We start from the raw sequence: 14427 nt of genomic DNA, 5'->3' as shown, positions 1-14427 counted from the left end.
TCTGTTATTTTTTCAACAAAAGCGATGCGTCGGTAGCATTCTTCACAGCTTCAAGATATGTGTGCCCGTAGCGACGATCAGGTTCCAGATACGCACCTTCAGCCCATTCGTTCCAAGCGTTTACAAAAACGATCTGCTCATCTCCAAAATTCTGATGCCTGGTTTCCTCAAGTGCATCTTCAAGCCAGGCTTGGAATGCTCCCGGAGAGGCATTTTCGAAACAGAAGCTATTATCCTGACGACGTGCAGTGTTATCCCAACCCGGCATCACCCCTTTGAATCGGGTATAAGCAGGCGCTTGTCTGGTTGCGTACCTCACTGCCAAATCGCGATAATCCGCCGTGCTTCCCTTGAAATCCGGATTCAGCAACTTTCCTGAAGGTTTCTTCTGTTCGGCCAAGCCCTGAGGCGGAAACTCCACAGCGGAGTCACAACCAAATTGCGCAGGTGGCGTGCCGGCACTAACCAGTTCGAAAGACTCAACCATAGCGATATAGATTTCGCCAAGCCCCTGCTCTCGACATACCTGTCGCCATCTCGCAGCTGTTTCCGCGAAGTTAGGAAACAGCGTGACTCGGTACACCAATATCAGCGGGCGACCATCGATTTTTATGTAGCGTTCATCGCGGAAAAACCGGATCAAGTCACTGATAACTGCTTTGTCATCCTCTTCGGAATGTGCTTGCGCCATCAAGACTTCATTTTCTTGACCATCCCATCGACGTGTCCAGTTTTCGTTTGCCCAGCACAGGCAAAACGGAACATCGGCGGTTTTATCTTCAAGCAACTGTTCGACCGGACGTTCAAGCAAACGCTTTCCATCAAACCAGTAATAATAGAAGCAAAAACCATGCAGGCCGTATTTACGCGCCAGTTCAGCCTGCTGCTCCATAATTTCCAGCAAGCGCAGGTCGTAATAGCCGATATCAGCAGGTAATCGAGGTTGATAGTGACCCTCGAAGTTTGGACGAGCCTTACTTACGTTAGTCCACTCCGTAAACCCCTTGCCCCACCATTGATCATTCTCTGCTACCGGATGAAATTGCGGCAGGTAGAAGCTGATGATTCTCGGAGTCGAGTGCTGCTCGAGTGTTGGCCCCCATTTTGCCTGCAATGTATTGATATTGTTTGCAATGCAGGACCGCTTAAATTCTTCATTGACACTGTCAGTCGTTTTGGACAGGTGATGAACAATTGTTGCTAATGGATTGTAGTAAATATCATAGCCTTTAGCCCTGACACTCAAACAAAGATCACTGTCTTCACAATAGCAAGGCAGAAACTCTTCCGAAAATCCTCCAATCTCCTTCAGCACCGGCGTAGGTAACAGAAGGCAAGCACCAGAAACATAATCGACACGACGAATATAATTGTATCTCGGCAGACTCGCATCCTGATTCAAGCCCACCATCACCGAACTTCCGTCGGACATCAGTGCTGCACCGGCCTCTTGCAAATGGCCTGTCGGATATACGAATTTTGGCCCGACAACTCCGACATTAGGGTAATCAACAAAAGTCGCTAGCAGTGTGTCAAGCCAGTCTTTTGTTACCTGAACGTCGTTATTAAGAAATAGCGTGAATTCGCCCTTCACCATTTCAAGAGCGTTATTGCAGTTTCTCAAAAAGCCAAGATTACTTTCGTTTCTGACGTAACGAATATTCTTTATCAGTTCAAGTACCCGTGGCGTGTCATCTACTGACGCATCATCAGCGACTATGATTTCGTAGGAAACTTTAGAACCACTGTATTTGGCGATAGAACTCAAGCACTCCAAAGTAAGCGCAAGGTTGTTGAATACCGGGATAATGATAGAAATTTTCGGGTTTGCCACCAGCTCCGGAAACCGGAGGCCCGTCGCGACGCTGGCCAATGTAGAGGAATCAAGAGTGATCAGTTCGACCGGCTCAATCCGACGATCCTCCATGAACTTGCGCTTCTCAGCGACGATGCGTTGTTTAACCGAGTGATAGTCCTTCCACTCCCAAACGCCATCGGCACGTGGCAGGTCAACGCTCACGATAACGTTATCGCTAACCGACCCGGAACTGACGGGAGCCGGATTATCCCAATGCTTGTCAACTTTACGAAACTCTTTCCAGGTTTTGTACGCACCAAAACGCTGGAAAAACAAACCAAAATAGGTAAATGCAAAACTCTTCAGCTTTTGCTTACGATACTGGCTAACTGGCAAGGCACGGTAGCACCTCAGTATCAGTGTTCCTAACACCACAATGACCTTCCTTTTGAAAGTGACTATAGCTCTAAGTGGAGAAGTCAGACGCCAACTTGTAGACGCTCTGATCTCATCAACCATGCCTTGGTATAAATCCCGGCTATTGGTTAATTCTAGAACTTGATTATTCAGTTGTGCTTTTGCAAGTAAAAGTTTTTCAACTTCAATACGAGATTGTTGCTGAGCGGATATGAGTTGTTCACGCTCAATTCGAAAATATTCGTGCATTGAAAGAAAGAATTCCGTTTGAACACCGTTAGAACTATCGTCGTTTCCTTTGAAGCCCAATAAAGCTTCATAGGCTGAGGCCTGTACTTTTAGCTTCTCCTCCGCCAGATTGCTCAAGAACGTCGTAGATTGACTGAACAGACTAACCAGAGTCGACAATAGTCGGGTTCCCGCTTCGACGGAGACAATCGAGTAGATCTCGTTAGCAGGAACGGTGATTCGACCAAGCTCTTCCCAACTGCCAATATCCAATGCCAATACGACAGCGGTATCCAAGGAGAGCGCGTCAATGTTCCTGGATCGACTCAATCCCACATAGATCACGTTTTGCTTGACCCATATACCCCTTGTGTAGCCACCAAGATTCTTTGAGCGAACCAGAATACCTTCGGGGGAAAATTCACACAGTTCTTTCATCTCAGAGTTTGCAATCAGCAAATTCTGACCATGTTGAATCACACTGTGCGGCTGGGAAAGTCCTCGAATCAACACATCTCCGCTTTCAAGATCTTTTACAAAACCCTGTTCAAGGGTATTTCCCTTGTAGCCTCGATGCTCTGAAAACTCTCCGAACGCGGAGTAAACGATCTTACCATTCCATACTGCCAAACAATTAAGGTGCTGAGAGTCTTCTTCACCGGGCATCCGCCACCGGCGCAATTCGCGACCACTGGCATCGAATTTGACGACTTCATTTCGGGTTGTTCCGACAACATAGAAAAACCCGTTCAGTGCGATGACATCGTGAATATCACCAATATCAGCAACACTTTCATCGATAATAAAAGTCTTTTCACCAAGAGCCCACAACTGATCAGGCTGGACTGCTCTGAAGAAATAATCAGCACTGAAGCCCAGACCGACGGTATTGATACCGTCCAACTGAACAACTTTACCTTCGCAAACAAAAAACAACCCGCCGCCATTAGGCGAGGAAATAAACAAATCAGAAAATAATTCTTTCATATCTTTGCCACACCTGAAACACAGCCAAAATCGATAATTTCGGTCGCCAAGTTATCTTGAATAGGGGAAACTCTGAAAACGAACGCATCGACTAGCCGGTGGAGTACGGTCTCCTCTCCACTTGAGTCCACGCAGCCGAACACCCCTGCGTTTAGAAAGTACGTTCCAGGATTGAGCGAGCACGTAAAATCAAAAGTGACATTCAGCGTGGTACCTTGCTCTACTTTGGCCATGGAGTTCTTCATGGATGAACTATGAGCGCCGCCTAGTGAGAACCCCGTCGTTGTGCGAACTACCATACCGAACCGTACGCCCGTTGCCGCAAAATCGAACTTTACGTCAAACGAGTATCTGTAAACTCGCCCCCGGTGAAGGTTATTTACGACTTGTAAAGCATCGTTCGTAATATGCGGGTTTGAAATATAGGCACCATGGGATTCAAACTCAATCGTCGAAATTGACTTCAGGTGCGGATCGAAAAACTCCAGTTGGTCAGCTTCATTGCGCACCGCAACCTCAGCAGTGTGCGAGGCGGAGCTGCCGCTCTCCTTGCCCAACACCACCGATTGACGAATCTCATCGCAAATCTCATTGCGCTTTTCCGCAGGGGCATATAGCAATTTCTGATAGTTGGCGACGATCTCCTTTGGAGATCCCATTGCCAGCATCTCACCGGAGTCGAGGAGGATCGCACTATCACAGAGCTCTACAATTGTTGTCCCGGAATGAGATACAAAAAGAATTGTTGCTCCCTTATTCTTGATCTCTTCAATCCGAGCAAAACATTTCCTTTGGAATAACTCATCTCCGACGGAAAGCGCTTCATCGACGATCAGAATTTCCGGATCGACATTGATCGCTACCGCAAACGCCAATCTAACCAACATTCCGCTTGAATAGGTTTTAACAGGCTGGTCGATAAACAAACCAATGCCTGCAAAATCAACTATTTCCTGGAATCGGCTATCGACCTCGTTTTTTGTCAGGCCCAATACAGCTGAGTTCATGTAGACGTTTTCACGTCCGGTAAACTCTGGATTAAATCCGGAGCCCAACTCCAGCAAGGCAGCGATCCTGCCAACCGTTTTGATCTCACCCTCACTCTGGCTCAACGTCCCACAAATCAACTGTAGAATGGTTGACTTTCCCGAGCCATTTCTTCCGACGATACCAACGGTTGTTCCCCGTTTTATATCGAAAGAAACGGACTTTAGCGCCCAAAACTCGCGATAATATTTTTTGGTGTCGGGCGTAAGCATTTGCAGAAGGCGATCCCGCGGCTTGTCGTAAATATGAAAGCATTTACTGACTTCGCTAACCTTAATTGCGACATCAGAGCACATCGCCAAACCCCTTCCTTGTTTTTTGAAACCAGGCAAACCCCAAACATGCGATAACAACCGAGCCCAGCAGATAGATCGACCAGCTGATCACATTGGGAACTTGTCCCCAAAACATTACTGATCTGGCCATTTCGATAACAGGGGTCAACGGATTAAAATTCAACAAATAACGATATTCCTCAGGCAAGGCCTCTACTGGATAGAATATCGGCGAAAGGAACATCAACACTGTAATGATCAAGCCAATAAATTGGGAGACATCACGCAAATATACGCCTAGCGATGCAAGTGCCCAAGTCAAACCCAGAATCAGAAATGCCAACGGCAATATGACCATTGGCAATAACAGAATAGAAACGTGAGGTACTCCGAATAGAATGGCATATACAGACACCCATACTATTATGCTAACTGCTGCGTGAAACAACGCGGATCCCAGCGCGACCCAAGGAAGAATCTCCAGTGGGAAAACCACCTTTTTCACATAGTTTGCGTTCGCCAGAATCAAACTTGGCGCCTTGCTTACGCACTCCGCAAAAAGGTTGAACATTATCAGACCGGCAAAAAGAACCAATGCAAACTCGGTTTTCGAATCACTGCCCGAATTCCAACGGGCTTTAAAAACGAAGCTGAATACAAATGTGTACACTGCAAGCATGAAAATCGGATTAAAAAATGACCAGAGGATCCCTAAGAACGATCCTCGATAACGTCCAACCACCTCGCGTTCGATTAATGCTCTAATCAAACCACGATTCAGGTAAAGACTAAGGATCATCTGTTTAGGTGATGATGAGAAAGCTCGCATCAGTTACTGACCTCTATCATTTCTTACTCTCTAATATCTTCGACAACTCAGACCTGTTTGAAGAGCGAGCGCCATAAATCTTGAACCAGCCGAATCGACCTCTTAGGTTCGCATAATTAGGCCAAACACGCCACTTGGGCTGTGATTTCGAAACACATTCAAAGCCCGACTAGCACTCGACAAGAAACGTGTCAACACAAACATCTGCCAATACCACCGTTCAAGAAGCATACTTGTGTGAAACCACCGAAACGGTCACTCGCTCTTCCCTGCACGAAATCGAATAGCGAGGGTGCAGAGTGGCACCCAAGCAACAAGCACTCCCCAGAATCCGTCCAGGAACCCCTTCATTACGAAAACGGAAATAGGTAGCAGCCACAGGACATTTATGAGTAATACACCCATGGTAACCTTGAAGTGCGATCCTGCAGCTTTGGCTGCGTGCTGATAAGCGTGAGAACAATGCGCTTGATAGACTTTTTCTCCACTGACCAACCGCCTGAACAGCGTCCATGTTGCATCAATAAAGAAGACGCTTGTCAGGATGATCCAGCACCACATCAACTCGGGAGATGCCTGGGCAGCCTGAATTGCAAGAACACCCAGCATCATGCCGAGAAATCCACTCCCGGCATCACCCATGAATATTCTTGCTGGGGGAAAATTCCAATATAGAAATCCAGCCACTGCGGCAGATAAAACCAAGGGCACAGTCAGTAGATTTGCGTTTCCGCTAATCCAGTAATTAATGCACATCCCCAGACATACAAAAATTGCCTGCACACTGGCAATACCGTCGATCCCATCCATGAAGTTATAGAGATTGAGTACCCAGACCAGGTAGATAACGGCAAGGATATTACCACCCCATGCCAGATCGACATCTACCCCCAGAATCCTGATGGGTGGCAGGCCATTCAACCAGAAAAGCGCCCAGCTGGCCGACAGGAAATGCCCAAGCAGACGCCATCGAGCAGGAACATGCCCGTGATCATCCACAAACCCGACCAGCGCAACCAGCGCCCCGGCACCCAGGAGGCCATACACCACGTCATTGGCAATCAGACCCAAGCCATTCAAAACCGGCAGGGAAAGGAGAAACGCAATGACTATGGCTACACCACCCCCCCTAGGAGTAGGCACTGTATGTGAACTGCGCTCATTTGGCACATCCATCAAACTTTTCGATAACGCGTAGCGGCGCAGGACGTAGGTACCGCCCCAAGAAATTGCAAATACGATCAGCAATAACAATCCGGCTATCATCGAATTTTACTTTCCTTGTAGTGAGTGATGGTTTCTCGAAAGGCTGTCACTCTGTCTACTGAAGGTGTCCAACCGAGCAGTTCTTCATTCTTCCTGATATCAACTTGCAATGAGTCACATATGCGCTGAACAACATCTTCCTTTCGAAACAACCGACCGATTACCTTTAACAGAAATACGGGCACCGGTAGCAAATTTGCTTTCTTGTTCATCGCGTTCGCTAATTCGCACAGGAGCTCAGTGGTTGAAAGATCAGCACCATCACTCGCCAAAAATACTTGATTTCGCGCAGCCGGATGGGACATACAAACAAAAATGAGATCGACCAAATTTCCAACCGCAACCAAACTACGCTGGTTATGCAGAGCACCAAATGGTAATGGCACGCCCTTATCAAGCCACTTCAACATACTCAGGAAGTTTGCTTTCACACCCGGCCCATAGACCAATGGCGGCCTGATAATTACCAACTCCATTTCAGAAGCATCGCAGATTTCACGAAGCGCCAATTCAGCTTCGTACTTGGAAATGCTGTAAGGATCGACAGGACCGGGGGTGTCGCTTGCCTTGAAAGGGCTATTTGACTGAGTCCTTTCGCCATTTACTTTGATCGTGCTTATGAAAACAAAACGTTTGACGCCCTCCTCGCAAGCGCGTCGAGCCAATCTGAGAGTCCCTTCCAGATTAGCCTTTCGAAACTCATATAACGCGTCTGCAGCAGTCTCGTTCATTACATGCACCCGAGCGGCGGAATGAACGACTACATCGACGTCTTGCATGGAGGGTAATGAGTTCGGAGCACACAGGTCGAATGCCCGAACCTGGCATACGCCTTGAAATCCCTGTACGTCTCGCACAGCGGCAATCGGTATGTAGCCCTGATCAATTTCAAGCCTGGACAGCAGCGCGCTACCGACAAACCCACTTGCACCGGTCACCAGTACTTTTAGCATCGTCATTTTTCTTTGTTTCCAGCTACTGCTTTCATCCAGCAGATACAAAAGAAAAGCACCTTGTCCCTGACGCGACGGCGACAGCGCCAAGCATAAAATGAAAGTTTGATGAGCTGGATACGACGAAACTCTCGCCATGATCTGACAAACGGGTCTTTATCTAGCCCGACCAAATGCGCAATTAACTGCACCTGATTGAACCACCAGCCATTGTGGATGGTTTTATAGCGAGAGACGAGAGAGCTCAATCCGGTATTCGCCCCGACCTGATTACTCTCATGCTGTCGATATCTCATCGACGATACGGGATCTATATACCAACGATAACCATGGCTTCGAGCATACGCATAGCAGAACCAGTCATGAAGACTGACATCTTGCAATTGCTGCCAGTTACTCAGGATCGAACTCTTGAGCGATTCGGCCAACTGCTTACCCATCACATAAGTACAGCCAGGGCCCGCCGCTTCGAAGAGAAAATCCCAAGCGACCTGAGGCTGCGCCTTATCGAGCAGGCAGTCACTCCTGTCGGGCCAGAAGGCGATTACGTTACTAGAATAAGCATCGAAGCCACGCGCTTGAATTACCAGCGAGGCTCGCTGCAGCTTATCCGTATCCCAAATATCATCCTGATCAGCAAAAGCTACGGCATCGAAATCGTGAAATTCGACATCCCGCATCAACCTGAAGAAGTTTCGAGACGCGCCACCAAAAGCACCAGCAGGAGGAAGCAGAACAACATTGGAATGCTGATCTGCGTAAGCCTCGCACCACGCCTCGGTACCATCGGTCGATGGATCGACGCTAATGTATATAACGAGATCGACCCCAACCTGGGCCTGGATCGACAGCAACTGCTGCTCGATCCATTGCATACCATTATAGGCCGCGAGCAGGACCGCGACCTTTTGACGAAATACTGGCATGCTATTCCTGCTTGCACTGGTTAGACACTGCTGTCCGAAAGTGGCTTTCGAATCAGTGAGAAGGCGAACTCAGTAGTTTTTGCAAGTACTGACCGTAGCCAGTTTTCTTCAAGGCTTCGGCTTGCGCAGCAAGCTGTTCTGCAGAGATCCAGCCATTATGGTAGGCAATCTCTTCCAGGCAAGCCACTTTCAGCCCCTGACGCTGCTCGATGGTATGAACAAAGTGACTGGCTTCCAACAGCGAGTCATGAGTCCCGGTATCCAACCAAGCGAAGCCCCTGCCCAACATCTCGACGTTCAGACTCTGGTTATCAAGATAGGCCTGATTGACGTCAGTAATTTCAAGCTCACCACGTTCGGATGGTTTGATATTTTTCGCAATCTCCACAACTTGGTTGTCGTAGAAATACAAACCGGTAACGGCATAGTTTGACTTGGGCTTGGCAGGTTTTTCCTGAATGCTCAGCGCCTTGCCGGTACTATCAAACTCAACTACGCCAAATCGCTCCGGGTCAGAAACGTGATACCCAAAGACCGTCGCACCCCGCGTTTGCGCGCTGGCAGAACGCAGATTTTCTGAGAAGTGCTGACCATAGAAAATGTTGTCACCAAGGATAAGGCAGCATGGATCCTTGCCGATGAACTCCTCCCCAATGATAAAAGCCTGGGCCAATCCGTCCGGGCTAGGTTGCTCGGCATAAGAGAGATTGATGCCGTACAGACTGCCATCTCCCAGAAGCTTCTTAAAACAAGGCAGATCTTCAGGGGTGGAAATGATGAGAATTTCACGCATCCCGGCCAGCATCAGCACGGAGAGCGGATAAAAGATCATCGGCTTGTCGTAGATAGGCAACATTTGCTTGGAAACACCCAGTGTCAGCGGGTGCAGGCGTGTACCCGAGCCACCAGCCAGGATGATGCCTTTACGATTTGTCGTGGTCATTTGTTTAAAACTTCCCTAAGCATTCGAGTTACGCCACTTTGCCAATCCGGCAAGTGTAGAGAAAAATTGTCCCGCAGTTTGAAAGTATCCAACCGTGAATTCAGCGGACGGGCCGCTGGTGTTGGATAAGCGGTAGTCGGGATTGGCTTGAGCGTGCTAATCGCTAAAATCTCACCATTGGCTTTGGCGAAATCGATCACATGAGCGGCATAGTCATACCAGGACACTGCACCGCCGGCCGCCAGATGATACAGGCCAGCCAACTCAGGATTTATCAGGACCTGCCGGATTGCCAAAGCTGTCACGTCAGCGATCAAATCTGCACCCGTCGGGGCACCAACCTGGTCGTCGATGACATTGAGGATTTCGCGTTCCTTGGCCAGTCGCAGCATTGTCTTGGCAAAATTGTTGCCGCGCGCACCATAAACCCAACTGGTACGGAAAATAAGATGCTGGCAGCCCGAGGCAGTGATTGCCTGTTCGCCGGCTAGCTTGCTGGCGCCATAGTGATTGACTGGGGAAACAGTGTCCGTCTCCTGCCAAGCCTTGTCGCCCTCGCCGCTGAACACATAGTCAGTCGAGTAATGGATTAACCAGGCGCCCAGGAATGCAGCCTCTTCAGCCATGACCTGAGTCGCTTGACCATTAACGCGATCGGCCAACTCTACTTCGGACTCTGCCTTATCGACCGCAGTATAAGCAGCTGCATTCACGATGATATCGGGAGCGATCTGACGGATCGTCTTGCGCAACAGTTCGGGATCGGACAGATCGCCAACCAAACCATCTACCGGGTTGCGATCAAGAGCAATCAACTCGCCAAGAGGGGCCAGGGAACGCTGCAACTCCCAGCCCACCTGACCATTTTTTCCCAAAAGAAGGATTTTCATGCTTTTTTTGAACGTTCTGCGTAGTTCTGATCGATCCACTGTTGGTAGCTGCCGCTCTTCACGTGCGCCACCCATTCAGAGTTGTTCAAATACCATTCAACGGTTTTGCGAATGCCGGTTTCAAAGGTTTCTTCAGGCGACCAGCCCAACTCTCGCTGGATTTTGCTCGCATCAATGGCATAACGCTGATCATGGCCAGGACGATCGGCGACATAGGTGATCAGGCTTGCATGTGGACGATGAGCAGAGGCAGGGCACAACTCATCAAGCAGTGCACACAATGCGTTGACCACTTCAATATTCTGCTTTTCGTTATGACCACCGATGTTGTAAGTCTCGCCGACAACGCCTTCGGTGACGACTTTGTACAATGCCCGGGCATGATCCTCGACATAAAGCCAATCGCGAACCTGATTACCTTTTCCGTACACCGGCAGCGGCTTGCCTTCGAGGGCATTAAGAATAATCAGCGGAATCAACTTCTCCGGGAAGTGACACGGACCGTAGTTATTTGAGCAGTTGGTGACCAATGTTGGCAGGCCGTAAGTGCGCGCCCAAGCGCGAACCAAGTGGTCGGAACTGGCTTTGCTGGCCGAGTATGGCGAACTCGGTTGGTAAGGCGTGCTTTCAGTAAAGAGATCTTCCGGACCTTCGAGGTCACCGTACACTTCATCAGTTGAAATGTGATGGAAACGAAAGCTGCCCTTACGCATATCATCCATTGCCGCCCAATAATGACGTGCGGCCTCCAACAATACGTAGGTGCCAATGATGTTGGTCTGAATGAATTCGGACGGACCAGAGATAGAGCGATCGACGTGAGATTCTGCGGCCAGATGCATGATGGCATCCGGTTGATGCTCACGCAGAACACGATCAATCTGGTCTCGATCACAGATATCAACGCGTTCGAACGCATACCGCTCGCTCTGACTGACTTCAGCCAAAGACTCAAGGTTGCCGGCGTAGGTCAGCTTATCGACGTTAACGACAGAGTCGGTGGTACTGGAGATGATATGGCGAATGACTGCCGAGCCGATAAACCCGGCACCGCCGGTAACTAGAATTTTCACGCGAAACCATACCCTTGAGCTGCGGACAGCGCCTCAACGTGCGCCATCTGATCCATGAATGCAAAAGCCGTCAGACTTGAGGCTTCTGTAAAAACAAGCCGAAGCGATTGAGGAGTACACCACTATCGAACAGGGGCTGTATTTTACAGCTTAATGTACATTTTACTAATGGATATAGACGGGTAGCGACGCGATATCAAAGGAGGCTCTCAGTCGAGGCGCTTGCGCGCAATCCTGGACGGACGATTCAGGAACCAGCTCAATACTGGGCCTGCAACCATTCCGATCAACAACGCCACGACTACCACCACCGACACTGGAAGCTGCGGGCCTGTCCAGCCGAGAAACGCCAGAGAGATCGCCTGCTGGTTTTCCAGAACGAATGCCAGGATCGCCAATACCAATAAAAGAACAAAAACACCAAGAAGCATGCGCTTGAGATTACGCATGAGCAAATTCCTGAACGGTAGCGACTGTCAAACGCCTTCCTCCTCTTCCTCGTTCACCCGATCGCGCAGCTCTTTACCGGGCTTGAAATGCGGAACAAATTTTCCGTCGAGACTGACAGATTGTCCGGTTTTAGGATTGCGACCGACGCGTGGCGCACGATAGTGCAAAGAGAAGCTGCCAAAACCACGGATCTCTATACGATCCCCGGTGGCAAGGCATTGAGACATTTGCTCAAGCATGGTCTTGATGGCCAACTCCACATCTTTGGATGAGAGCAGCCCTTGATGGGTGACAATTCGTTCGATCAACTCCGACTTCGTCATATTTTTCCCTTCTTTTTCAAGCAGCTAGATCATCGCTTCAGAGGTTTTAGCACGCGCAAAGGGTTTTGAACAGCCTAGGGATTGACATATATCGAACCCACACGCACGTCACTCTTGCCGTGGCTGGCAAAATCAGTCAATACGGAAGATCATCGACAGATGACCAGCATCGTACGAGTCAAGTAGCCAGCAGGATTAAAGCCGAAAGGGAAGTCATCGACGTCTTTTGCATCGTCGGATCTCACTATCACTTTATAGCCTGCACCCTTGCACTCTTTTGCCGCTCGCCTGTGGCATTTATCCCAACCCCCCCCTATTCCCGAGCAATCGACTTCGATACCACTGACGCCCCGCACAGCATGAGTTTTGGCGCTCGTGGAACAACCGGCCAATACCAACACTATCAGTGGCAATACGAACCTTTTCATTCACATCCTTATGCCAGAAACAACGCCCGGCTTTTCGACCCCAAACCAAAGAATAGCCTCGATTTACCTTACAGCCACGAAAACAGACCCGCTCACGAGCACATTCGTTTCATCCCAAGAGAGCAGAAAACAAGCCCCCACCCATGAAAGCGTATCTGCCGGCACCTCGAAACCCTCCGGCCCGGCGGTCACCAAAACGCCCCTGACAGAAGTGAGCGATCGGATATACTCCTTCGATTTAAACGTGTCAGCCGCCCGACCCTACATTGAGAACCGGATCTGAAGCGTCAGCTTGGCTAGAAAGCCCTTGGCATCAGACCCTGCAAAAACGAACGCACTGCCAAAATCCCTGGAAATCAACTAACAATAAAATCGATTGATGTGGAGTAAGCAATGAAAGGATTTATAGCGTTTCTTTCTGAACCCTCACTGAAAAAATTCGACGTTGACGGCATCGAGCGCATCGAGCTTCACAGTAAGGTTCTGGAAACAAAGCAGATGCTCAAGGAAGTCTTCGTTGAGTTTCATCACTCATTTCATGAACTGGCCGCTCGCCATATTCCAGCCAAAGGATTGGAAGTAGAACTCGGAGCCGGTGTTGCCCCGATGCGCGACACCTATCGGCAGGTACTGGCAACAGACATCGTTGCCGCCCCTTATCTGGACCAGGTCGTAGACGCACAGAATATGGAGCTGGACGATGCAGGCGTCGCCGTCTTCTATGGGCAGAATTGCTTTCACCACTTCCCGGAACCTGATCTCTTTTTCAATGAGGTCAAGCGAACCCTCAAACCCGGAGGCGGTTTGATCCTGATCGAACCTTATTACGGGCCGCTGGCTAGCACTCTCTATAAGCGGATGTTCAAGTCCGAAGGGTTCGACAAGGCTTATGGGTCGTGGAACACGCCCGCGACCGGCCCAATGAATGGAGCAAACCAAGCCCTCAGTTTTCTCGTCTTCATTCGTGACAAAGAGGAGTTCGACCGCAAGCACCCAAGCTTGGAAATAGTCCACCAAGAGGTATGCAATAATTACCTCCGATACCTGATTTCCGGAGGCCTGAATTTCCGTCAGTTACTTCCGAATTTCTGCACGCCCCTCATCAAACTGCTCGAAAAGATCTTGCAGCCGCTGAATACGTTATTGGGCCTGCATCACATTATAGTAATAAGGAAAAAACCAGCTTGACATTTGCAAAGTATATGGGCGTACAGCTATTCGCTTACGCCCTGGACATGAGCTCGTTCCTTTTGTTCGCCCACCTGCTCGACGGCCAACACATTCTTGCCAACATTTTCAGCAAATTGTTTTCAGGGATATTCGCGTTTTTCCTGCACCGTCACTTTACATTTCAGTCTACTGAGACCAGCCGCCGGACCCAGGCGATTCGCTACTTTTCGCTGCTCGCGATAAACATTCCGGTTTCGTCAGGACTTTTCACCCTGACTCTGGCACTTGTTGCGCCGCCCGCCCTGGCAAAGTTTTTGTCGGACGCTGCCTGCACGGCAATGACTTACTGGATCAGCAAAGTCGCGATCTTCCACAAAAAAACCCCACAGAATGAGAAGTCCGTAGACTCGAAAGGCTTATAAAC

The 14427-nt window shown here is 49.2% G+C and carries 14 protein-coding genes; 2 read left to right on the top strand and 12 right to left on the bottom strand.

The genetic code is table 11. The features are described 5' to 3' along the window. Window positions 1-4 precede the first annotated feature (4 nt). From HUW52_RS10190 to HUW52_RS30290, 12 genes are all read right to left on the bottom strand, one after another. Entirely contained in the window at window positions 5-3430 is a 3426-nt protein-coding gene (locus HUW52_RS10190) for a glycoside hydrolase family 99-like domain-containing protein (RefSeq protein ID WP_016986941.1), read from the bottom strand. Beyond that, the gene (locus HUW52_RS10185) at window positions 3427-4773 is read right to left on the bottom strand and encodes an ABC transporter ATP-binding protein (RefSeq protein ID WP_175553542.1); all 1347 of its coding nucleotides are present in this window, start codon (window positions 4771-4773) and stop codon (window positions 3427-3429) included. The genes HUW52_RS10190 and HUW52_RS10185 overlap by 4 nt, the downstream gene beginning before the upstream one ends. Beyond that, complete coding sequence (locus HUW52_RS10180; protein WP_175553541.1) at window positions 4763-5581, bottom strand: ABC transporter permease; 819 nt, start codon at window positions 5579-5581, stop codon at window positions 4763-4765. Before HUW52_RS10180 ends, HUW52_RS10185 begins: the two co-directional genes overlap by 11 nt. A 255-nt stretch (window positions 5582-5836) precedes the next feature. Then, entirely contained in the window at window positions 5837-6847 is a 1011-nt protein-coding gene (locus tag HUW52_RS10175; RefSeq protein WP_016986944.1) for a glycosyltransferase family 4 protein, read from the bottom strand. Continuing rightward, on the bottom strand, window positions 6844-7848 hold the full coding sequence (locus HUW52_RS10170) for an SDR family oxidoreductase (protein ID WP_306150193.1): 1005 nt from the start codon (window positions 7846-7848) through the stop codon (window positions 6844-6846). The genes HUW52_RS10175 and HUW52_RS10170 overlap by 4 nt, the downstream gene beginning before the upstream one ends. After that, the gene (locus HUW52_RS10165) at window positions 7803-8726 is read right to left on the bottom strand and encodes a glycosyltransferase (RefSeq protein WP_016986945.1); all 924 of its coding nucleotides are present in this window, start codon (window positions 8724-8726) and stop codon (window positions 7803-7805) included. Before HUW52_RS10165 ends, HUW52_RS10170 begins: the two co-directional genes overlap by 46 nt. Before the next feature lie 52 nt (window positions 8727-8778). After that, window positions 8779-9669 carry a glucose-1-phosphate thymidylyltransferase RfbA gene (gene rfbA / locus HUW52_RS10160; RefSeq protein WP_175553540.1) on the bottom strand — a complete coding sequence of 297 codons (891 nt, stop codon included), beginning with the start codon at window positions 9667-9669 and terminating at the stop codon, window positions 8779-8781. Beyond that, window positions 9666-10559: a dTDP-4-dehydrorhamnose reductase gene (gene rfbD / locus HUW52_RS10155; RefSeq protein WP_175553539.1), complete on the bottom strand. Its 894-nt coding sequence runs from the start codon at window positions 10557-10559 to the stop codon at window positions 9666-9668. The genes rfbA and rfbD overlap by 4 nt, the downstream gene beginning before the upstream one ends. After that, a complete protein-coding gene (gene rfbB / locus HUW52_RS10150; protein ID WP_016986948.1) occupies window positions 10556-11632 on the bottom strand; it encodes a dTDP-glucose 4,6-dehydratase in 1077 nt (358 codons plus the stop codon). The genes rfbD and rfbB overlap by 4 nt, the downstream gene beginning before the upstream one ends. Before the next feature lie 209 nt (window positions 11633-11841). Beyond that, window positions 11842-12081, bottom strand: coding sequence for a lipopolysaccharide assembly protein LapA domain-containing protein (locus HUW52_RS10145; protein WP_016986949.1), 240 nt, complete (start codon window positions 12079-12081; stop codon window positions 11842-11844). Window positions 12082-12108: 27 nt separating this feature from the next. Continuing rightward, complete coding sequence (gene ihfB / locus HUW52_RS10140) at window positions 12109-12405, bottom strand: integration host factor subunit beta (RefSeq protein WP_003189779.1); 297 nt, start codon at window positions 12403-12405, stop codon at window positions 12109-12111. Window positions 12406-12554: 149 nt separating this feature from the next. Beyond that, window positions 12555-12833, bottom strand: a complete 279-nt coding sequence (locus HUW52_RS30290; RefSeq protein WP_016986950.1) for a hypothetical protein — start codon at window positions 12831-12833, stop codon at window positions 12555-12557. Between the two features lie 393 nt (window positions 12834-13226). On the opposite strand from HUW52_RS30290, the gene HUW52_RS10135 reads away from it, so the two are divergent. Continuing rightward, entirely contained in the window at window positions 13227-14021 is a 795-nt protein-coding gene (locus HUW52_RS10135; protein ID WP_016986951.1) for a class I SAM-dependent methyltransferase, read from the top strand. Continuing rightward, a complete protein-coding gene (locus HUW52_RS10130) occupies window positions 14018-14425 on the top strand; it encodes a GtrA family protein (protein WP_175553538.1) in 408 nt (135 codons plus the stop codon). The genes HUW52_RS10135 and HUW52_RS10130 overlap by 4 nt, the downstream gene beginning before the upstream one ends. Window positions 14426-14427: the final 2 nt, after the last annotated feature.

The organism is Pseudomonas sp. 43A (genome assembly GCF_013363935.1).
GTDB lineage: Bacteria > Pseudomonadota > Gammaproteobacteria > Pseudomonadales > Pseudomonadaceae > Aquipseudomonas > Aquipseudomonas crudilactis.
Note: the sequence above shows the minus strand (reverse complement) of the source record. Positions and strands in the feature narration are given on the sequence as shown.